20 protein-coding genes are annotated in these 20,121 nt (G+C 70.9%); 12 read left to right on the top strand and 8 right to left on the bottom strand.

The window, feature by feature from the left end; translation table 11 throughout:
- Nucleotides 1-106 precede the first annotated feature (106 nt).
- From BXA11_RS07995 to BXA11_RS07980, 4 genes are all read right to left on the bottom strand, one after another.
- The gene (locus BXA11_RS07995) at nt 107-544 is read right to left on the bottom strand and encodes a response regulator (protein ID WP_030507500.1); all 438 of its coding nucleotides are present in this window, start codon (nt 542-544) and stop codon (nt 107-109) included.
- Nucleotides 537-2,108, bottom strand: coding sequence for a sensor histidine kinase (locus BXA11_RS07990; RefSeq protein ID WP_083744050.1), 1,572 nt, complete (start codon nt 2,106-2,108; stop codon nt 537-539). Before BXA11_RS07990 ends, BXA11_RS07995 begins: the two co-directional genes overlap by 8 nt.
- The gene (locus BXA11_RS07985) at nt 2,105-3,256 is read right to left on the bottom strand and encodes a PP2C family protein-serine/threonine phosphatase (RefSeq protein WP_076433928.1); all 1,152 of its coding nucleotides are present in this window, start codon (nt 3,254-3,256) and stop codon (nt 2,105-2,107) included. The genes BXA11_RS07990 and BXA11_RS07985 overlap by 4 nt, the downstream gene beginning before the upstream one ends.
- 83 nt (nt 3,257-3,339) lie before the next feature.
- Complete coding sequence (locus BXA11_RS07980; RefSeq protein ID WP_030507497.1) at nt 3,340-4,266, bottom strand: LysR family transcriptional regulator; 927 nt, start codon at nt 4,264-4,266, stop codon at nt 3,340-3,342.
- Between the two features lie 198 nt (nt 4,267-4,464).
- Between BXA11_RS07980 and BXA11_RS07975 the strand changes: the two genes are divergently transcribed.
- From BXA11_RS07975 to BXA11_RS07955, 5 genes are all read left to right on the top strand, one after another.
- The gene (locus BXA11_RS07975; protein WP_342200782.1) at nt 4,465-5,253 is read left to right on the top strand and encodes a succinate dehydrogenase cytochrome b subunit; all 789 of its coding nucleotides are present in this window, start codon (nt 4,465-4,467) and stop codon (nt 5,251-5,253) included.
- A gap of 77 nt (nt 5,254-5,330) precedes the next feature.
- Nucleotides 5,331-7,262 (top strand): fumarate reductase/succinate dehydrogenase flavoprotein subunit, encoded by a 1,932-nt coding sequence (locus tag BXA11_RS07970; protein ID WP_076434049.1) that lies wholly within the window; start codon nt 5,331-5,333, stop codon nt 7,260-7,262.
- A complete protein-coding gene (locus BXA11_RS07965; RefSeq protein ID WP_030507494.1) occupies nt 7,259-7,999 on the top strand; it encodes a succinate dehydrogenase/fumarate reductase iron-sulfur subunit in 741 nt (246 codons plus the stop codon). The genes BXA11_RS07970 and BXA11_RS07965 overlap by 4 nt, the downstream gene beginning before the upstream one ends.
- Before the next feature lie 141 nt (nt 8,000-8,140).
- Nucleotides 8,141-8,593 carry an STAS domain-containing protein gene (locus BXA11_RS07960; protein ID WP_076433927.1) on the top strand — a complete coding sequence of 151 codons (453 nt, stop codon included), beginning with the start codon at nt 8,141-8,143 and terminating at the stop codon, nt 8,591-8,593.
- Nucleotides 8,594-8,711: 118 nt separating this feature from the next.
- Nucleotides 8,712-9,062: an STAS domain-containing protein gene (locus tag BXA11_RS07955; RefSeq protein ID WP_076433926.1), complete on the top strand. Its 351-nt coding sequence runs from the start codon at nt 8,712-8,714 to the stop codon at nt 9,060-9,062.
- 15 nt (nt 9,063-9,077) lie between these two features.
- On the opposite strand, the gene BXA11_RS07950 is transcribed toward BXA11_RS07955, so the two are convergent.
- Nucleotides 9,078-9,635: a Clp protease N-terminal domain-containing protein gene (locus BXA11_RS07950; RefSeq protein ID WP_030507491.1), complete on the bottom strand. Its 558-nt coding sequence runs from the start codon at nt 9,633-9,635 to the stop codon at nt 9,078-9,080.
- Nucleotides 9,636-9,869: a hypothetical protein gene (locus BXA11_RS07945; RefSeq protein WP_030507490.1), complete on the bottom strand. Its 234-nt coding sequence runs from the start codon at nt 9,867-9,869 to the stop codon at nt 9,636-9,638. It abuts the gene before it with no gap.
- A gap of 98 nt (nt 9,870-9,967) precedes the next feature.
- Here BXA11_RS07945 and BXA11_RS07940 point away from each other — a divergent pair, with 98 nt between their 5' ends.
- On the top strand, nt 9,968-11,662 hold the full coding sequence (locus BXA11_RS07940; protein WP_076433925.1) for an ABC transporter transmembrane domain-containing protein: 1,695 nt from the start codon (nt 9,968-9,970) through the stop codon (nt 11,660-11,662).
- A gap of 2 nt (nt 11,663-11,664) precedes the next feature.
- Nucleotides 11,665-13,413, top strand: a complete 1,749-nt coding sequence (locus BXA11_RS07935; protein WP_076433924.1) for an ABC transporter ATP-binding protein — start codon at nt 11,665-11,667, stop codon at nt 13,411-13,413.
- Between the two features lie 5 nt (nt 13,414-13,418).
- Here the strand turns inward: BXA11_RS07935 and BXA11_RS07930 are convergent, their stop codons facing one another.
- Nucleotides 13,419-15,491 carry a prolyl oligopeptidase family serine peptidase gene (locus BXA11_RS07930; protein ID WP_076433923.1) on the bottom strand — a complete coding sequence of 691 codons (2,073 nt, stop codon included), beginning with the start codon at nt 15,489-15,491 and terminating at the stop codon, nt 13,419-13,421.
- 42 nt (nt 15,492-15,533) lie between these two features.
- Between BXA11_RS07930 and mshB the strand changes: the two genes are divergently transcribed.
- The 4 genes from mshB (at nt 15,534) to BXA11_RS07910 (ending at nt 18,483) form a co-directional block, all read left to right on the top strand.
- A complete protein-coding gene (gene mshB, locus BXA11_RS07925; protein ID WP_076433922.1) occupies nt 15,534-16,439 on the top strand; it encodes an N-acetyl-1-D-myo-inositol-2-amino-2-deoxy-alpha-D-glucopyranoside deacetylase in 906 nt (301 codons plus the stop codon).
- A gap of 22 nt (nt 16,440-16,461) precedes the next feature.
- A complete protein-coding gene (locus BXA11_RS07920; protein WP_076433921.1) occupies nt 16,462-16,896 on the top strand; it encodes a DUF6113 family protein in 435 nt (144 codons plus the stop codon).
- A 37-nt stretch (nt 16,897-16,933) separates the two neighbouring features.
- Nucleotides 16,934-17,371: a hypothetical protein gene (locus BXA11_RS07915; protein ID WP_076433920.1), complete on the top strand. Its 438-nt coding sequence runs from the start codon at nt 16,934-16,936 to the stop codon at nt 17,369-17,371.
- Nucleotides 17,372-17,634: 263 nt separating this feature from the next.
- Nucleotides 17,635-18,483: an MBL fold metallo-hydrolase gene (locus BXA11_RS07910; protein WP_244303578.1), complete on the top strand. Its 849-nt coding sequence runs from the start codon at nt 17,635-17,637 to the stop codon at nt 18,481-18,483.
- Nucleotides 18,484-18,541: 58 nt separating this feature from the next.
- Here BXA11_RS07910 and BXA11_RS41995 read toward each other — a convergent pair whose 3' ends face one another.
- Complete coding sequence (locus BXA11_RS41995; RefSeq protein WP_143734148.1) at nt 18,542-19,519, bottom strand: hypothetical protein; 978 nt, start codon at nt 19,517-19,519, stop codon at nt 18,542-18,544.
- A gap of 113 nt (nt 19,520-19,632) precedes the next feature.
- On the opposite strand from BXA11_RS41995, the gene rraA reads away from it, so the two are divergent.
- Nucleotides 19,633-20,115 carry a ribonuclease E activity regulator RraA gene (gene rraA / locus BXA11_RS07900; protein WP_076433918.1) on the top strand — a complete coding sequence of 161 codons (483 nt, stop codon included), beginning with the start codon at nt 19,633-19,635 and terminating at the stop codon, nt 20,113-20,115.
- Nucleotides 20,116-20,121: the final 6 nt, after the last annotated feature.

The raw sequence follows: 20,121 nt of genomic DNA, 5'->3' as shown, positions 1-20,121 counted from the left end.
GACCGCGCCGTACTGCTCAGGCCGTGCGCGTTATTGGTGGGGCACACATTACGACGAGCACATCACGAAGTGTGAGGAGGGTCACTCCTCCTCCATGTGATCTCGGTCACTTCCCCGGCAGTTTGACCACGGTCACGAAGAATTCGTCGACTTGCCGTACTACCCGGGTGAACTGGTCGAAATCCACGGGTTTGGTGATGTACGCGTTAGCGTGCAGGTTGTATCCCCGCAGGATATCCTGCTCGGCCTCCGATGTGGTGAGGATCACAACGGGGATGGTGCGCAGCGAGGGGTCCTTCTTGACCTCCTCCAGCACCTCGAAGCCGTTCACGCGGGGCAGGTTGAGGTCGAGCAGCACCAGGTCGGGCCGGGGCGCGGAGCCGTACTGCCCCTCGCCGCGCAGGAAGGCCAGCGCCTGCTCGCCGTCATTGACCACGTGGAGGTTGTTGCCGACCTTGTTGTAGGAGAACGCCTCCTGGCAGAGCAGGACGTCGCCCGGGTCGTCCTCGACCAGGAGAACCTCGATGGGGCGGAACTCACTCATTGGGGTCTCCCAGGGCCGGCAGGGTCCAGCGGAACGTGGCTCCGGCGTCCTCGCTCGTGTCGAGCCAGATCCGGCCGCCATGATATTCGACGATTTTGCGGCACAGGGCCAGTCCGATGCCCGTCCCGGGATAGACGTCCCTCGGGTGCAGGCGCTGGAAGATCAGGAAGATGCGGTCGGCGTACTTCGGCTCGACGCCGATCCCGTTGTCCGAGCAGCTGAACTCCCACATGTCGCCGTCCCGCCGTACGCCGATGTGGACGCGGGGAGGCTCCTCGGAGCGGAACTTGAGCGCGTTGCTGACGAGGTTCTGGAAGAGCTGGGTCAGCAGCGTGCGGTTGCCGACGACCTTGGGCAGGTCGTCGTGGGTGACCGCCGCGCCGGTCTCCGACAGCCGGGCGTCGAGGTTGCGCAGCGCGCCGGCCAGCGCGTCGCCCGTGTCCATCTCCTCACGTTCGCCGCCGACCCGGCCCACCCGCGAGAAGTCGAGCAGGTCGTTGATGAGCAGCTGCATGCGGCGGGCGCCGTCGACGGCGAAGCCGATGTACTGCCGGGCGCGGTCGTCGAGCCGGTCGGCGTAGCGCTGCTCCAGCATCTGGGTGAAGCTCGCCACCTTGCGCAGCGGCTCCTGCAGGTCGTGGCTGGCCACGTAGGCGAACTGCTCCAGCTCGCGGTTGGAGCGCCTGAGCTCCTCGGCCTGCTCGGCGAGCTGCTGGCGGGCCTCGGCGGACGACTGCCACTCGGTCATGATCCGGCGGCGCATGCCGTCGATGTGGCCGGACAGCTCCCACAGCTCGGCCGGGCGCTCGACCCCGAGCTCGTGGTCGAAGTCGCCCGCCGCCACCGCCCGGACCTGCCGGGTCAGCCGCGCGATCGGGCTCGTGACCGCACGGCGCACGATCAGCGTGCAGAACACGATCGCCAGCACCATCGCGCCGGCCAGCGCCGCGACCGCCACATAAATGGTGTTCCAGCCGGAGTAGAGCCGGTCCCTGGCGACGTCGTGCAGCCGCCCGAGCAGGGCCTGCTGCGTGTCGAGCGCGCTCCTGACCGCGGAGAAGCGCTGGAGGTTGTTCCTCGCCAGGTCGGTGAGCGAGCCGGGTCCGCTCTTGAGGGTCCGCGTGACCACGGGCTCGGCGTAGTCGCGCCGCCACGCGGTCGTGGCGTCGTTGATCGCGCCGATGTGCCGGCGCACGCCGTACCCCTCGGGCAGCCGGGGGGTGAGCCTGTCGATCTCGTCGGTCGCCGAGCGCTCCTCGGTGACCCCCTGGCGGTAGGCGTCGAGGTACTGCTGCTCGCCGGTGAGCCCGTATCCGCGGATCGCGCCCTCCTGGGCCTGCACCGCCCGGGCGACGCGCAGCGTCTGGAGGGCGGCGGGGTCGACCGCGTCGACGAGGGTCTCCCGGGCCTCGTGCGTTGTCGAGAGCGCCAGCAGGATGGCGCTGACCGCGATCACGAATATGACCAGGACGCCGGCTCCGGCGAGCACGAACCACCGGCCGACCGGCAGGCGCGAGCCCCGAGTGGACGGCGCCAGCGGGGGCAGCGGGGCCGGCGAGCTCACTCGCCCTCACCCCGGGACACGAGGACGGCCGCGACGTCGTCGTGCATGGCGCCGTCGAGGCTGGTGATGATGCGGTCGAGGTCGATCCCCGCATGGGCGCGGATCAGGTTCGCGAGCCCCTCGGTGCCGAGCAGGTCGCGGTTCTCGCCGACCGTGGCCTCGATCAGGCCGTCGGTGTAGAGGAGCAGCGACCACCGATCGCCCAGGGTGACGTCGATGGACGTCCACTCGACGCCCGGGAAGATCCCGAGCGGCGGGCCCGACGGCGTCTCGGTGACCACGCCGAGCACGCCGTCGCGTAGCAGCAGCGGCGGTGGATGCCCGATCACGTGCAGGCGGGCGGTGGTCAGGTCGGGGGCGATGGCCGCGGTGCACATCGTGGTGAAGATCTCCGGCGACTTGCGCTCGTGCCGCAGCAGCGTGTCGAGCGTGCGCAGCACGTCGTTGCCGCTCTGCCCGGCCAGCACGAGCGTGCGCCAGGCGATGCGCAGCGCCGTGCCGAGGGCGGCCTCGTCGGGCCCGTGCCCGCACACGTCGCCGATCAGCACGTGCACCGCGCCGTCGGGCGTCTGCACGGTGTCCCAGAAGTCGCCCGCGAGCAGCCCGCCCGCACGTCCGGGAAGGTAGCGCGCCTGGTGGTGCAGGATCGAGGGGTCGAGCAGGGGGACGGGCAGCAGGCCGCGTTCGAGCCGGGAGTTCTCCTTGCTGAGGATGCGTTCCTGGAGAAGCTCGCGCATGGCGAGGTCGGCGCGCTTGCGCTCGATGGCGTAGCGGATGGCGCGGATCAGCAGCCGGGCGTCGATGTCCTGCTTGACCAGGAAGTCCTGCGCCCCGGCGGCGACCGCCTCGATGCCGACGTGCGCGTCCCCGAGCCCGGTGAGGACGAGCACCGCCGTGTCCGTCGCCATGGCGAGGACCTGCTGGAGCGCCTCCAGCCCCGACGCGTCGGGAAGGGAGAGGTCGACGAGCACGCACTGCACGTCGTCGGTGAGCCGCGCCCGCCCCTCGGCGAGCGTCCGCGCCCAGGTGATCTTCGGCGGCCTCTCGGCGCCCGCCAGCAACTCCTCGACGAGAAACGCGTCGCCGGCGTCGTCCTCGATCAGCAGGAGAGTGAGCGGATCGGGCAGATCAGGGGAGACGGGGGTCACGAACGCCTCTCGTCAGCGTCGGCATCATCGTCGTGCAGCATCGTGCGCACAAACCTATCGTCTGGGAACCGCATGATTAGGGCTCACACGTCAACGAGCGCCTCTATTCCCTGAGGAAGCGTCCCATCACGCGCGGCCTCGCCGAGAAACGACAACAGCGTTCCGCGGAAGGCCTGCGCGGCCCGGGTCGGCTCCACGTCCTTGCGGTGCGCGAGGGCGACCGTACGGCGCAGCCCGGGCAGCAACGGCGTGCCCGTCAGCGTCGGCCGGTTCTCCAGCACCATCGAGGGCACCACCGCGATGCCCAGCCCCGCCTCGACGAACCGCAGCACCGCGTCCATCTCCCCGCCCTCCACCGCGAAGCGCGGCTCGAACCCCGCCTGCCGGCAGGCCGCCAGCGTCGCCTCCCGCACGTCGTAGCCCCTGCGGAACATGACCATGGGCCGTCCGCGCAGGTCCTCGATCCGCAGGTACGATCTGCGCCCCCGGGGTGACGCGGAGGCCACGACGAGGTTCTCGCTGAGGATCTCCTGGGTGACCAGGGAGGGGTCGCTGCTCTGCAGCGGCAGGATGATCAGCGCCAGGTCGAGCTGGCCCCGGGCGAGGTCGCGGACGAGGTCGCGGGACCCGCCCTCCTCGACCTTCAGCTCCACGCCGGGGTAGGCGAGGTGGAAGCGGGCCAGCGCGTCGGCCAGCAGCCCGGCGCACAGCGACGGGGTCGCGCCGAGGCGCACGCGTCCCCGCCGCAGCCCGGCGAGCTCGGCGACCTCGCGCCGGGCGGTCTCGGCGTCGGCGAGCATGCGGCGCGCGAGCGGGAGCAGCGCCTCACCCGCCGCGGTGAGCGTGACGTTGCCCCGGGCCCGGCTGAACAGGGGCGCTCCCAGCTCGGTCTCGAGGCTCTTGATCTGCTTGCTCAGCGACGGCTGGGCGACTCGCATCCGCTCCGCGGCCTGGGTGAAGTGCCGCGTCTCGGCCACGGCCGTGAAGTAGGCCAGTTGCTGGAGCTGCACACCTCAATAGCCTAGGGCTATCGCCGAAGCCGGCTCGATGCGCCCCCCACCGTGTGACCCGATGTGAATTTCGTCGCACACCCTCGGGACCTTTGGCTCTTGGAAACCGTGTGGGACAGAGCACATAGCCGCGGGCTATCGAAACCAGGCCTGTCATGACTTGGACGTCTGAACAGCGCAAACCTAGCGTGTGGATTCGTGACTGCCACTGTTGACCACTCTGTGGACTCCGCTTCCGTGGATCGCGGTTCGGCGACCGCTCCGGTCCCCACACATAATTCCCCCAATTCCCCCCGCACGCCCGCCCGTCGTGGACTGCTCGGCACCTCGGCCGGCAGGAAGGCCGTCATGGCCGTCACGGGCGCTGTTCTCGTGCTCTTCCTGATCGCCCACATGCTGGGCAACCTCAAGATCTTCTTGGGCGCCGACTCCTTCAACCACTATGCCGAATGGTTGCGCACCGTGGGCTCGCCCGCGCTGCCGAACCGGACGGTGTTGACGATCACCGAGATCGTGCTCGCGGTCTGCGTCGTGCTGCACATGTGGGCGGCGGTGTCGCTCGCCCGGCGGGCGGCCAAGGCGCGGCCCGTGAAGTACGCGGCCAAGCGGAAGTCGCAGGCCAACGGGTATGCCGCGCGCACCATGCGGTGGGGTGGCGTGATCATCGTGCTGTTCGTGGTCTGGCACCTGCTGGACATGACCTTCGGCACGGTGAACCCCGAGGGCGGCGACGCCACGCCGTACGCCCGCATGATCGCCGGCTTCCAGCCCGACCGCTGGTGGGTGGCGCTGTTCTACCTCGTCGCCATGGTGATGGTCGGCCTGCACCTGCGCCACGGCATGTGGAGCGCGTTCCAGTCGCTCGGCCTGACCCGCCGTCCCCAGGTCCGCAGCACGCTGCAGACGACCGCCGTCGCGGTCTCCGCGGTGCTGGTGATCGGGTTCGTCGCCGCGCCCGTCTGCATTCTGATCGGAGTGGTCAAGTGAAGTTCCGCCGCCGCGCCCAGCAAGAGAACGCCCAGCAAGAGAACGCCCAGCAGGAGAATCAGGGCGCAGAACCGGCCATCGCCGGGCACTACCGGGTGGGTGACCCCATCCGCGACACCAAGGCTCCGGAGGGTCCCATCGAGGACCGCTGGGACAAGCGTCGTTTCTCGGCCAAGCTGGTCAACCCGGTCAACAAGCGCAAGCTGACCGTCATCGTGGTCGGCACCGGCCTGGCGGGCGGCTCCGCCGCGGCCACGCTCGGCGAGCTGGGCTACAAGGTCAAGTCGTTCTGCTACCAGGACTCGCCCCGGCGGGCCCACTCCATCGCCGCCCAGGGCGGCATCAACGCCGCCAAGAACTACCGCGGTGACGGCGACAGCGTCTACCGGCTGTTCTACGACACCGTGAAGGGCGGCGACTACCGCGCCCGCGAGTCGAACGTCTACCGCCTCGCCCAGGTCAGCGTGAACATCATCGACCAGGCCGTGGCGCAGGGCGTGCCGTTCGCCCGCGAGTACGGCGGCCTGCTCGACACCCGGTCGTTCGGCGGCACCCAGGTGTCGCGCACCTTCTACGCCCGGGGCCAGACGGGCCAGCAGCTCCTGCTCGGCGCGTACCAGGCCCTGGAGCGGCAGGTCGCGGCGGGGAACGTGGAGGTCCACACCCGCCACGAGATGCTGGAGCTCGTAATCAGCGGTGGCAGGGCCCGGGGCATCGTGGTCCGCGACATGGTCACCGGTGAGATCGAGACCCATCTCGCCGACGCGGTCGTGCTCGCCAGCGGCGGCTACGGCAACGTGTTCTACCTGTCCACCAACGCCAAGGGCTGCAACACCACGGCGATCTGGCGGGCGCACAAGAAGGGCGCGTACTTCGGCAACCCCTGCTACACGCAGATCCACCCGACCTGCATCCCGCAGAGCGGCGACCACCAGTCGAAGCTGACGCTGATGTCGGAGTCGCTGCGCAACGACGGCCGGGTCTGGGTGCCGAAGCGCAAGGGCGACAACCGCGCGCCCGGCGACATCCCCGAGGACGAGCGCGACTACTACCTGGAGCGCATCTACCCGGCGTTCGGCAACCTCGTGCCGCGTGACATCGCCAGCCGCGCCGCCAAGAACGTCTGCGACGAGGGCCGCGGCGTCGGTCCCGGCGGGCTCGGCGTCTACCTCGACTTCGCCGACGCCATCAGGCGGCTGGGCCGGGAGGCCGTCGAGAAGAAGTACGGCAACCTCTTCGAGATGTACGAGCGCATCACCGGCGAGAACCCGTACGAGGTGCCGATGCGCATCTACCCGGCCGTCCACTACACGATGGGCGGGCTGTGGGTGGACTACGACCTGCAGTCCTCGATCCCCGGGCTGTTCGTGGTCGGCGAGGCCAACTTCTCCGACCACGGCGCGAACCGCCTGGGCGCCTCGGCCCTCATGCAGGGCCTGGCGGACGGCTACTTCGTGCTGCCGACGACGATCGGCGACTACCTCGCCGGGGCCGGTTCGTTCGGGCCGGTGGACGAGGGTGACGTCGCGGAGGCCAGGAAGGCCGTCCAGGACAAGATCGACAAGCTCCTGTCCGTCAACGGCAACCGCACCGCCGACTCCTTCCACCGCGAGCTCGGCCGGATCATGTGGGACTACTGCGGCATGGAGCGCACCGAGGAGTCGCTGCGCAAGGCGCTGGAGCGCATTCCCGAGCTGCGCGAGGAGTTCTGGAACAACGTCAAGGTGCCGGGCGACGCCGAGGGGCTCAACCAGGCGCTCGAACGCGCCGGCCGGGTGGCCGACTTCTTCGAGCTCGCCGAGCTGATGTGCGTCGACGCGCTGCACCGCACGGAGTCGTGCGGCGGTCACTTCCGGGCCGAGTCGCAGGACCAGGACGGCGAGGCGCTGCGCGACGACGAGCACTTCGCCTACGTCGCCGCGTGGGAGTGGACTCCGGAGGGTCCGGTCCTGCACAAGGAAGAGCTGAACTACGAGTACGTCAAGATGACCCAGCGGAGCTACAAGTGAACCTGACCCTCAAGATCTGGCGGCAGAACGGCTCGTCGGACAAGGGACGGATGGTGACCTACCGGGTCGACGACGTCTCGCCCGACATGTCGTTCCTGGAGATGCTCGACGTCCTCAACGAGCGGCTGATCCTGGAGGGCGACGACCCGGTCGCCTTCGACCACGACTGCCGCGAGGGCATCTGCGGCATGTGCGGCATGGTCATCAACGGCGTCGCGCACGGCGAGCAGAAGCTCACCACGACGTGCCAGCTGCACATGCGGCATTTCAAGGACGGCGACGTCATCACGATCGAGCCGTGGCGGGCCGCGGCGTTCCCGGTGGTCAAGGACCTCGTCGTGGACAGGTCGGCGTTCGACCGGATCATCCAGGCGGGCGGCTTCATCTCCGTTCCCGCCGGGTCCGCCCCCGAGGCGCACTCCGTCCCGGTGCCGAAGGCCGACGCCGACGCCGCCTTCGACGCCGCGACCTGCATCGGCTGCGGCGCCTGCGTCGCGGCCTGCCCGAACGGCTCGGCGTCGCTGTTCACCGCGGCGAAGATCACTCACCTGAGCCTGCTGCCGCAGGGACAGCCGGAGCGCGAGTCGCGCGCCAGGGCGATGGTCGAGCAGATGGACGCCGAGGGCTTCGGCGGCTGCACCAACACCGGCGAGTGCACGGCGGTGTGCCCGAAGGGCATCCCCTTCGACACGATCGCTCAGATGAACGCCGACTACCTCAGGGCCGCCTCCAAGTAGCCGTCTTCAAGTAGCCGTCTTCAGGTAGCGGTCGAGAACGTGGACCGGTCAGCCGTAACATAATCACCTCTCCTCCTGGGTAACGTGTGCTTTGTGTTGGCGTAACACGCCTGCCGTGATCCCGCAGGCGAGGGAGTGAGCATGTCCGTGACCGGTCCACGTTCCACCTTGAAGGTCGCGTCCGCAGTGCACGGCGCGGCCGTCGTCGTGCGTGTGGAAGGCGACCTGGACGCCGGCACCGTCCATCTGCTTCACAACGAGTTGCATCAGGCCTGGGAGTCGCCCGGGACGTCCGTCATCGTGCTCGACGTCGCCGAGCTGGCGTTCTGCGACTCGCGCGGGCTCAGCGAGCTGATCTCCGCGTTGCAGCGCGGCCAGGCCCTGAACGTCCGGTTGATGCTGAGCGGCGTGCAGGGAGTGCTGCGCCGGGTGCTGACGATCACCGGCCTGCGCAACGTGTTCGAGCAGCACCCGACGGTCGCGGAGGCGCTCAGCCAGGCGGCCGACGCGGGTCCGCGTCACCCTCGGCCCGGCGGCGGGCCGGGCTCGGACTCCGATTCCGGCGGCTTGTACGAGATCGCCGGCGATCGCTGAGCACTGCCGGTCCCCGCCGTCCCGTCCTCCTTGCCTCTCTCTGCCTGGCGGGGTAAGTAGGGGTGTAACTTCTCTGTAGATCTCCCAAGAGGAAGATCTTTCAGGATGAGGACAGGCGATGACGACGAGACTTGGCGTCACGGTGAGCCATGAGGCGACGCACACTCTCGTCACCCTGACCGGCGAGCTGGATGTGATCTCCGGCGAACGCCTGCGCACCGTGTTCGGCAAGTTGTCGGAGGAGGGCGCCGCCCGGCTGGTCGTGGACACCTCCGAGCTGACCTTCTGTGACTCCATGGGCCTGCGGCTCCTGCTGGAGACGCACGACCACGCCGTGGAGGCGGGCGGGTTCATGAAGCTGGTCGGCGTCCGGGGCGTCTTCCGGAGGATTCTGACCGTGACCGGGCTGCACGTCGCGTTCCCCATCCACGAGACCGTCGCGGACGCCCTGACGGCCCTGGACGGCTGACGCCGGTCAGAGGGGTCAGAGGGCGCTCCTGACCTCCGCCCGCAGGTCGGACAGGTCGACCCCGGCATCGGTCAGGATCCGGACGCCCAGGCCCTCGCCCTCCCGGATGACGCCCAGGAGGATGTGCCCGTCGCGGATGTCTCTGCTCTTGAGCGCGATGGCCTCGCGCAGCGCGAGTTCGAGCGTCTTCTTCGCCCGCGGGCCGAACGGGGCCCGGCGCCCGCTGAGGAGAGCCCCGCGGTGATCGCGGCGCGGCTCCCGGTCGAGGGCCCCGACGCCGAAGACCTCCTCGATCTTCTCCCGGACGGCCGACAGGTCGATGCCGATCGACTCCAGGGCCTCGGCGTCGATGTCCCCGCCCGCGGCGTCGCCGAGAATCCGTACGACCTCCGCCCGCACCCGCTCGTGGGTGATCCCGCGAGACGTGAGGAGCCGGGCCGACAGCGTCTCCGGACGGCTCAGCAGGCCGAGCAGCAGGTGCTCGGTGCCCACCTGCCTGTGCCGGAGCTCTCTGGCCTGCTCGTTGGCGTGCGTGACGACCTGCCGCGCGTCGTCGGTGAATCTCTCCAGCATCTACTTCTCCCGTCTCAGCAGTCCTCGGCCGCCCGCGTACTTCTTGTGCACCGCCTGCCGGGACACCCCGAGCAGGAGCGCGATGTCCTGCCACGACCACCCGGCGTTGCGGGCGTTCTCCACCTGCAGCGCTTCGAGCCGTTCCACCAGGAGTCGCAGGGCCCGTACGGCCCGCAGGCCGACGGCCGGATCGCGGCTGCCGGCGTCGCTCGCCAGTTGTGCCGTATCACTCATGTCGTCAACATAGGTTGACGCGACCCCAGATGTCAACCTTGGTTGACGAGTAAAACGATTTGCCGGTCGACCTGCGTGTTTGCGAGCCTGGAACTACGATGCGCACTCTTCCTGTGGCCGATCCCGGCACACCCGACGCCCGCGGGCCGCTGCGCTACCTGTGGTGGGTGGCCCGCAGCCAGGCCGGTCCGATGCTGACCGGAATCACCCTGGCGGTGCTGTGGTGGCTGGGGCAGGCGCTCGTGCCGGCGGCCCTGGGCAAGGCGATCGACGCGATGGCCGCGCGGGACGCGGGCACGCTGCTCAGATGGTCGGCCGTGGTGCTCGGTCTCGGCGTGGTCCAGGCGCTCGCCGGTGTCGCACGCCACCGCTACGCCGTCTTCAGCTGGCTGTCGGCGGCCTACCGCACCGTCCAGGTGACCGTACGGCAGGCGGCCAGGCTCGGGGCGACGCTGCCGAAGCGGCTGTCGACGGGCGAGGTCGTCAGCGTGGGCAACTCGGACATCGCCCACATCGGCAACGCCATGGAGATTGTCCTGCGCGGCGCCGGCGCCGGCGTCGCGATCGTCGCGGTGACCGTGATCCTCATCGCCACCTCGGTTCCGCTGGGCCTGGTCGTGCTGGTCGGCGTGCCGCTGATGGCGGCCGCGGTGGGCCCCCTGCTCAAGCCGCTGCACCGGCGCCAGCACGAGCAACGCGACCTGCAGGGCGACCTGGCCACCCGGGCCGCCGACATCGTGGCCGGCCTGCGGGTGCTGCGCGGCATCGGCGGCGAGCAGGTCTTCGCCGCGCGCTACCGCGAGGAGTCGCAGCGCGTACGGCAGGCGGGCGTGCGGGTGGCCTCGGTGGAGTCCCTGCTGGAGGGCGCCCAGGTCCTGCTGCCCGGCGTGCTGATCGCGTGCGTGACCTGGCTCGGCGCGCACTTCGCGCTCGACGGCCGCATCACGCCCGGTCAGCTCGTCGCGTTCTACGGCTACGCGGTGTTCCTGATCGCGCCTCTGCGGACGCTGACCGAGGCCGCCGACAAGCTGACCAAGGGGCACGTGGCGGCGCGCCGCGTCTGCCGCATCCTGTCGCTGGAGCCCGAGATCGCGGGCGGCGGCGGCCGCCTCTTCACGGGCGAGGGCACGCTGCGCGACGGCGAGTCGGGGGTCGAGGTCCGGCCCGGACGGCTCACGGCGCTCGCGGCGGCCGCGCCGGAGGACGCCATCGCGATCGCCGACCGCCTGGGCAGGTTCGCGCCCGGCGACGTCACGCTCGCCGGCGTGCCGCTGGCGGAGCTGCCGCTCACCGAGGTCAGGCGGCACATCCTGGTGGCCGACAACGGCGCGCGGCTGTTCACCGGACGGCTGCGCGACGAGCTCGACGTGCGGGGCGCGGCGACCGACGAGGACGTCCGCGAGGCGTTGTACGCCGCGTGCGCCGAGGACATCGTGGCGGCGCTGCCCGAAGGCCTGGACGCGCACGTGGCCGAGTCGGGCCGTGAGTTCTCCGGTGGTCAGCAGCAGCGGCTGCGGCTGGCCCGGGCGCTGCTCGCCGACGCGGAGACCCTGATCCTGGTCGAGCCCACCAGCGCCGTCGACGCGCACACGGAGGCGCGCGTCGCCGAACGGCTGGGCAAGGCGCGGACGGGCCGGGCGACCCTGGTCTGCACGACCAGCCCGCTCGTGCTCGACCGGGCCGACCACGTGCTGTACGTCGAGGACGGCGTGGTGCGGGCCGAGGGCGCCCACCGGGCGCTGCTGGAGAAGGTGCCCGCGTACCGCTCGACCGTGACACGAGGGGAAGACTGAGCATGGCCCGCGAGATCCTTCCGGTCGCCGACCGGGCGCAGGTGCGCGCCTACGCGCGGCGGCTGACGCTGAAGTATCCGCGCGAGCTCGGTCTCGCGCTGGCGCTTCACGCGCTGGCGGCGATGGCCGGGCTCGTCGCGCCCCGCATGCTCGGCGACCTGGTGGGCGGCCTGGCCAAGGGCCGCAGCGATCTGCGCGTGGACACCGTCGTCCTGGCCATCGCCGCCTTCGTGGTCGTGCAGGCCGTGCTGGTCAGGCTCGCGGTGTACGCGTCGTCGCGGCTGGGCGAGAAGGTGCTGGCCGAGCTGCGGGAGGACTTCGTCGGCCGGGTGCTCGCGCTGCCGCTCTCGACGGTGGAGCGGGCCGGCTCCGGCGACCTCATCACCCGTACGTCCAGGGATGTGGACGCGCTGTCCCGGAGCGTGCGGCACGCCGTGCCCGAGACGCTGATCGCGGTCGTCACCGGCGTCTTCGTCGTCGGCGCGGTGATCCTCGTCGGGCCGGTGATGGCGGTGCCGTCGCTGGTCGCCGTGCCGCTGCTGTGGGGCGCCACCCGGTGGTACCTCAACCGCGCCAGGGACGGCTATCTGCGGGAGAACGCGGCGTACGCCGACATGACCGAAGGCCTGGCCGAGACCGTCGAGGGCGCGCGCACGATCGAGGCGCTGGGGCTGGAGGGCCGCCGCCGGGACCGTACGGACCGGGACATCTCCCGGTCGTTCGCCGCCGAGCGGTACACGCTGGGCCTGCGCACGGTGTGGTTTCCGGCGGTCGAGTTCGGTTACGTGATCCCGGTCGTGGCGACCCTGCTCATCGGAGGGCTTTTCTCGATCGAGGGCTGGGTGACGGTGGCCCAGGTGACGACCGCCACGTTCTACGTGCAGCAGCTCATCGACCCGCTCGACCGCCTGCTGTCGTGGGTGGACGAGCTCCAGGTCGGCGGGGCCTCGATGGCCCGGCTGCTGGGCGTGGCCAACGTGCCCGACGACCGGGTCTCGGGCGACGCCCGGCCGGTGGGAGAGGAGCTGAAGGTCGGCGGCGTGCGGTACGCCTACCGCGAGGGCCACGACGTGCTGCACGGCATCGACCTCGACGTACGCCCGGGGGAGCGCCTGGCCATGGTCGGACCCTCGGGGGCGGGCAAGTCCACGCTGGGCCGCCTCATCGCCGGGGTGCACGCGCCGGCGAGCGGGTCGGTCACGGTCGGCGGGGTGCCGCTGGTCGAGCTGCCGCTCGACGAGCTGCGCGGGCACGTCGCCCTGGTCACCCAGGAGCACCACGTGTTCCGGGGGACGCTGCGCGACAACCTGCTGATCGCCAGGCCCGGCGCCTCGGACGCCGAGGTGCGCCGCGCGCTGGAGGCCGTGGACGCCTGGGAGTGGGTGGCCGCGCTGCCCGAGGGCCTGGACGCGGCCGTCGGCTCCGGCGGCACGGCGATCTCCCCGGCCCAGGCGCAGCAGCTCGCGCTCGCCCGGCTGGTGCTGGCCGACCCGCACACGCTCGTCCTGGACGAGGCCACGTCGCTGATCGACCCGCGGGCCGCCCGCCACCTGGAGCGGTCGCTCGCCGCCGTGCTTGAGGGCCGTACGGTGATCGCCATCGCGCACCGGCTGTACACCGCGCACGACGCCGACCGGGTGGCCGTGGTGGAGGACGGCCGGATCAGCGAGCTGGGCTCCCACGACGACCTGGTGGAGGCGGGCGGTGCCTACGCCGCGCTGTGGGACAGCTGGCACGGCACCGCCCGGTAGTCACGTCAGCCGGTGATGTTCAGCGACTTCCTGAGGAAGTCGAGCTGCAGGAGCAGCAGGTTCTCCGCGACGACCTCCTGCGGCGTCATGTGGGTGACGCCCGACAACGGGAGCACGGTGTGCGGGCGGCCTGCCGCGAGCAGGGCCGACGACAGCCGCAGCGTGTGCGCGGCGACGACGTTGTCGTCGGCCAGGCCGTGGATCAGCAGCAGCGGGCGCTCCCCCTTCTCCGCGTCTCCCAGCAGCGACGACCTCTCGTAGTGCCCCTCGTCCGGGTGGCCGAGGTAGCGCTCGGTGTAGCAGGTGTCGTACAGCCGCCAGTCGGTGACCGGCGCCCCGGCGACGGCGGCGTGGAACACGTCGGGACGGCGCAGCACGGCGAGCGCGGCGAGGTAGCCGCCGAACGACCAGCCCCTGATCGCCACCCGCGACAGGTCGAGGTCGCCCGGGTGCAGGGCCGCCGCGCCCTGGAGGGCGTCCACCTGGTCCTGCAGCGAGATCGTGAAGTCGTGCAGCATCTCCCGCTCGAAGGCCGGGCCGCGTCCCGGCGTGCCCCGCCCGTCGGCCACGATCACCGCGAAGCCCTGCTCGGCCCACCACTGGGACTCCAGGAACATCCGCCGGGCCGACAGCACGCGCTGGGCGTGCGGCCCGCCGTACGGGTCCATCAGGACGGGCAGCGGACCGGAGCCGGGCACGTGCCACGAGGGCAGCAGGATCGCCGTGGACAGTTCGCGAGAGCCCGCCCGGACGAGCGACACCCGCGGCTCCAGGCCCGGGCGCTCGGCCAGGGAATTGATCGACGCCGACCCGACGGTCACCGTCGTGCCCTCGGTGTCGAGGCTCTGCCGGGCGACGAGCGTCACGCCGCCCGCCCGGCGGCCGGAGTGGACGCCCGGCTCGGTGGTGACGGCGCTGATGGTGCCCGCCGTGTAGGTCCACAGATGGACCTCGCTGGGCTCGCCGCTCGCCTGGAAGAGCACGGTGTCGCCGTCCACGTCGAGCACCGCGCGCACCTGCAGGGACGGCGGCGTGACCGGCTCGTCGCCGACCACGAGGCGGTGGCCGCCGTCGGCGTCGGCCACCCACACGAGCCTGCCGTCCGACAGGCGGGCCGGAACGCCGGCGACGATGTCCACCCAGGCCGGGTCGGTGTCCTCGCGCAGGAGCGTCGTCTCGCCCGTGTCCGGGTCGGCCGACAGCAGGCGCATGGTCCGCTGGTCCCGCGAGAGCGTGACGATCGCGAGGCCGTGCGCGTCCCAGGCCGCCGTCACCAGGTACTCCTGCTCGAACGGCACCGCCGTACGCGCGCCGTCCAGGCCGATGACGTGCAGCGTGACCTCGGCGTTGGCCGTGCCGGCGGCGGGGTAGCGCTGCGGGACGGGCTGACGGTCGGGGTTGGCCGGGTCGGCGATGTGCCACAGGGTCACCGGCGACTCGTCCACGCGGGCCACGAGCAGGCGGTCGCCGGAGGGCGACCACCAGTAGCCGCGCATCCGCCCCATCTCCTCGGCCGCGATGAACTCCGCGAGACCGTAGGTGACCAGGTCGCCTTCGGGCTCGGCCAGCGAGGTGCCGGCTCCGGAGTCAGCTCCGGCGTCAGCTTCGGTATCGATCTCCAGCACGTGCAGGGCGCCGCCCGTGACGTACGCGACCCGCGCGCCGGTGGGGTCGAGCCGGGGGTCGATGACCGGCCCGGCCGCCGGGAGCCGCCGTGCCCCGCCCGAGGCGAGGTCGGTCAGGTAGAGGTCGCCCGACAGCGCGAAGACGGCCCGCCGGACCTCCCGGTCCGTGGCGTACGCCACCACGCCGCCCGCCGACTCCCGCGACCGCTCGCGGCGGGCGCGCTCCTCCGGCGGCAGGTCCTCGTCGGCGGCGCCCAGGGCGAGGGGATCGACGACGAGCCGCTCGGCCCCGGACGCGACGTCCAGCTCCCACAGGCACGTCACCGGATCGGTGCCCGACCGCGTCCTGAGGAAGGTCACCCGACCGCCGTCAGGGGAGATCGTGAAGTTGCGCGGCACCCCAAGGGTGAACCGCCGGGTCCTGGCATGCAACCGCGGGAAGCTCTCCGTCATAGCTCCTCATACTGCCAGCACAGGGGCACTACCCTCGGAGGCATGACTGACCGCCGCTTGCTGCTCGTGCACGCCCACCCCGACGACGAGACGATCGGCACCGGGGCGACCATGGCCAAGTACGTGGCCGAGGGCGCGCATGTGACGCTCGTGACCTGCACTCTGGGGGAGGAGGGCGAGGTCATCCCTCCGGAGCTCGCCCACCACGCGGCCGACAGGGACGACACCCTCGGTCAGTACCGCATCGGCGAGCTGGCCGCCGCGTGCAAGGCCCTCGGCGTCACCGACCACCGCTTCCTCGGCGAGGCCGGTCGCTGGCGCGACTCGGGCATGATGGGCGCGGCGACCAACGACCGCCCCGGCTGCTTCTGGCGGGCCGACCTCGACGAGGCCGCGGGCGAGCTGGTCAAGGTGATCCGCGAGGTCAGGCCCCAGGTCCTCGTCACCTACGACGAGAACGGCTTCTACGGCCATCCCGACCACATCCAGGCGCACCGCGTCTCCCGGCGGGCCTTCGAACTGGCCGCCGACCCCGCGTTCCCCGGCGGGGAGCCGTGGCGGATCGCCAAGTTCTACCTCACCGCCATGCCCAAGTCGGTGCTCCGGCGGACCATCGAGACCATGCGCGAGGCCGGCGTCGGCTTCTGGGTGCCGGAGTCGATCGACGACATGCCGGGGTGCGCCGACGAGGACGTGACGACGGAGATCGACGCCAGGCCCCACGTGGAGGCCAAACTCGATGCGATGCGCGCGCACGCGACGCAGATCGCCGTGGACGCGCCGTGGTTCGCGCTGTCGAACAACGTCGGCCAGCAGGCCCTCGGGGTCGAGCACTTCATCCTGCGCGCCGGGGTCCCCGGTAGGCCCGGCATCGGCGCTCCGCCCGAGGTGGGCGGCCTCGGCGAGCCGTACAACCGCGAGACCGACCTGTTCGCCGGCATCGGCTGAGGTGTCGGATAAGTTGGGCGGTATGACCCAGGAGGCGCAGAGCGGCGTCGAACCCGCCGAGAACGTCCCCGGCCCGCTGGCCGGGGCCGTCACCGGCGCGGCGTACGGCGTGCTCTTCCTGCTGGGCGTGGTGCTCGGCGTCGTCGGGGGCTTCCAGCACGCGTGGTACGCCGGGGAGGTGCCGGTCGCCGCGATCGCCTGGCTGGCCGCCCTGTTCGCGGTGCCGTACGCCATGGGACGGCTGATGGGCGGCAAGCTGGGCGCGCTCGTCCCCGCCGCCGGGTGGCTCCTCGCGTCGTTCCTGCTGGCCACGCCTCAGCGGGCCGGCGACCTCGCCATCGCGGGCAACTCGGCCGGCTACTGGTACCTCTACGGCGGCGCCGTCGCCGTCGCCGCGGCCGTGGTCGTCACCCGCTCCGCCGGTTCGTGGCTGCTGAAGTCGTACGGCCGCCCGTGAGCTTGTACAGGTGGGACCGGGCGCGGATCCTGGGGACATGCGGCGGTCGCACCGGGTCCGGCAGGTCATCAACTACGTCAACCTCTCCACGCCCCTCGGGCTGCTGATCGCGCGGATCGGCGGAGCCCGCACCCGCAGGGGGGAGCGGGGCCTCGTCTACGCACACGGATACCGCATCCCGTTCCCCGTCGCCGGGGCGTTCACGGTGGGCAACGTCGTCCTGACCAAGCACGGGGAGGGCTATCTCACCGGCTGCCTGCTCGACCACGAGTCCCGCCACGCCACCCAGTACGCGTTCTGCGTCGGCCTGCCCATGCTCGTGCTGTACGTGCTCGCCTCGGCTGTTTCGTACGCCGTCTGCGGTCATCCGGCCTCGTGGAATCTTTTCGAGCGGATGGCCGGTCTGGACGACGGCGGTTATCCCCGGATGCACCCATGGTGGAGGAGAAGGGGGAGTAGGTCGCATTCCGCCTGAGGGTGGAGGAAACATGGCGGGAATCAACCAGTCGTAGGAGGAATATTTTCGGCCCTGCGGGGATCATGGAGAGCGGAAGGGAGTTCCCCATGTCGCAGACGATTCACCCGGAAAGCCCTGAGGCCCCAGAAATCCCCGTATCTCCCGTTCCGAATGCGCCGAGCGCGCCGATTGTTAGGCCCGCCGGACCCCGCCGGTGGCCGTCCAGCTTCGCCGACAGGCTGACCGCCCCGCTTCCCGACTTCCGCGAGGTCACCAGCGTCATGTGGCACGGGCAGTTGCGGCCCGACATCGGGGACAGCGACCAGATTCCCGTCCACCGTGTCGGCCTGCCCCGCGCCGCCGCGACCGAGACCGTGGCGACCTGGGTCGGCCACGCGACGTTCGTGCTCCAGATCGGCGGGCTCACCGTGCTGACCGATCCGGTGTGGTCACGCAAGATCCCCGGCGTGCGCCAGCGGCTGACCCCTCCCGGCGTCGCCTGGTCCGACCTGCCCGAAGTCGACGCGATCGTGATCAGCCACAACCACTATGACCACCTGGACGCACCGACGATCCGCCGCCTGCCGAGGGACACGGCCGTCTTCGCACCTGCCAAGCTCGGCGGGTGGTTTCGGCGGCGAGGCTTCCGCGACGTGACCGAACTGGACTGGTGGGAGTCGGCTCGCCTCGGCGACGTGACATTCGACTTCGTCCCGGCTCACCACTGGAGCCGCCGTACCCTCTGGGACACCTGCCGCACCCTGTGGGGCGGATGGGTGCTCACCTCCCCCGAGCATCGGGTCTACTTCGCCGGTGACACGGCCTACGGGGAGCGGTTCGCGCAGATCGGTGAGCGTTACCCGGGCATCGACCTCGCACTCATGCCGGTCGGCGCCTACGAGCCGCGCTGGTTCATGAAGGTCTCCCACGTCGATCCCGCCCAGGCCGTGCAGGGCTGCCTCGACGTGGGAGCGCGGCGGATGGCCACCATGCACTGGGGCACGTTCGTGCTGTCGGGCGAGCCGCTGCTGGAGCCCGTGCGCGAGGCCCGCGCCGTGTGGGAGTCACGCGGCCTCGATCCCGCCGACCTGTGGGACCTCGCCGTCGGCGAGAGCCGTACGCTCCCCTGACGGGACGGCCGGGATGGCGCTTGCGCGAGAGCGGTTCCGGCTGTGGCTCGGGCTGTGGCTAGGGCCGCTCTCCGAGCATCGCCGCGGCGTTGGCCAGTCGCGTCCGCAGATGCCGCCGGAACGCCCGGAGTTCGGGGCCGTGTCCCTTTGCGATCGTCCGCTGCGCATCGATCTCACTCGTCAGCCGCACGCTCAGACAGTCCACCTGCAGCTTGCAGCGCATATCCGTCACCGCCGCGGTGGCCTCCTCCCGCTTGTCACCCGCCTTTCGCCAGCGCGGGTCCTCCCACGCCTTGACGGGTGCCGAGTAGGTGTAGCCGGCTCTCTTCATGCAGGCGCTCCACGCCGCGTTCCCCGCCTTCACCCGGGGATCACGAAGCGACTTGTCGTACGCCTCCGACTCCAGCCGGACGACCAGGAACTCGGCGTCGGGTGGGACCCCTTTCATCGCGCGCCGGTTCGCCGCCCCGATGCAACCGCCCTCCGGCACGCGGATCCCCCTGACCGTCTTCGGCCCCCGCCCGCCCAGAACGGCCTGCTCCTCGATCGGGGTCATGCCCGCGCCCGCTTTCGTGGATCTTGGTGGTTTCTGCTGCTGCGAGGGAGGCTGCAACGGCACGGCGTACCCGTATCGGCCGGCGAGGGCAGGATCGACGAACAGGTAACGGCGGGCTCTGGGCGTCGTGTCGCGCTGCGGTGGCAACGGAGTGTCGTCGTAACCCTTCATTCCGAACCTATTCGTGCACAGGGCCACCGAGTGGCGCACGGCGTTGACGAGCCGAGCCTGCTGTTCGGGTGTCGGTGCGAAAGCGTCCAGGGGGAGAATCGCGTTGTCGAGCATCCGTACTGCCTTCTCGGTCGCCTTCTCGAACGTCTGCCCAGCTGTCTGCCCAGCTGTCTGGCTGCCGCTCAGCACGGGCGACGCGGTGAGAGCGGCGTCCCCCGCGACGGCTGTTCCGCTCGCCTGACACCCACTGAGCGCGACAGCGGCGAGCACGGTGAGCGGAAGCGGGCGGAAGCGCGAAACATCATGCACGTCCGCATTGTTTCCCGGTGCGCTTCGCTCCCATAATCACGGCATTTACGGAATGGCAAACCCGTATTTCCGGGCAGCGGCAACGACCGCGCGGGCACTGGCACAATGCGGCCATGAGCTTCGCGACCGCTGATCTCTACGACGCCCACGGTGACGCGCTGCACAGTTGTGTCACCCAGTTCCGCTCGTACGGCTCACGCACGCGATTCTCCGGCCAGATCGCCACGGTCCGCTGCCTGGAGGACAACGCGCTCGTCAAACAGGTGCTCGCGACACCGGGCGAGGGCCGGGTGCTGGTGGTCGACGGCGGCGGATCGCTGCGTACGGCGCTGCTCGGCGACATGATCGCGACCTCGGCAATGGAGAACGGCTGGGCGGGCGTGGTGATCAACGGCGCGGTACGAGACACGGCAGCCCTGGCCGGGTTCGACCTCGGTATCAAGGCGCTCGGCGCCAACCCGCGCAAGAGCGCCAAGACCGGCCTGGGGGAGATCGACGTCCCGGTGAACTTCGGCGACGTGACCTTCGCCCCGGGCGCATGGCTCTACAGCGACGAGGACGGCATCCTCGTCAGCGACCAGCGCCTCGGCGTCTGAGCTTCC

Origin of the sequence: Microbispora rosea (assembly GCF_900156315.1) — a bacterium.
Classification (GTDB): Bacteria; Actinomycetota; Actinomycetes; order Streptosporangiales; family Streptosporangiaceae; genus Microbispora; species Microbispora rosea.
This window is presented reverse-complemented; position numbering and strand designations above follow the sequence as displayed.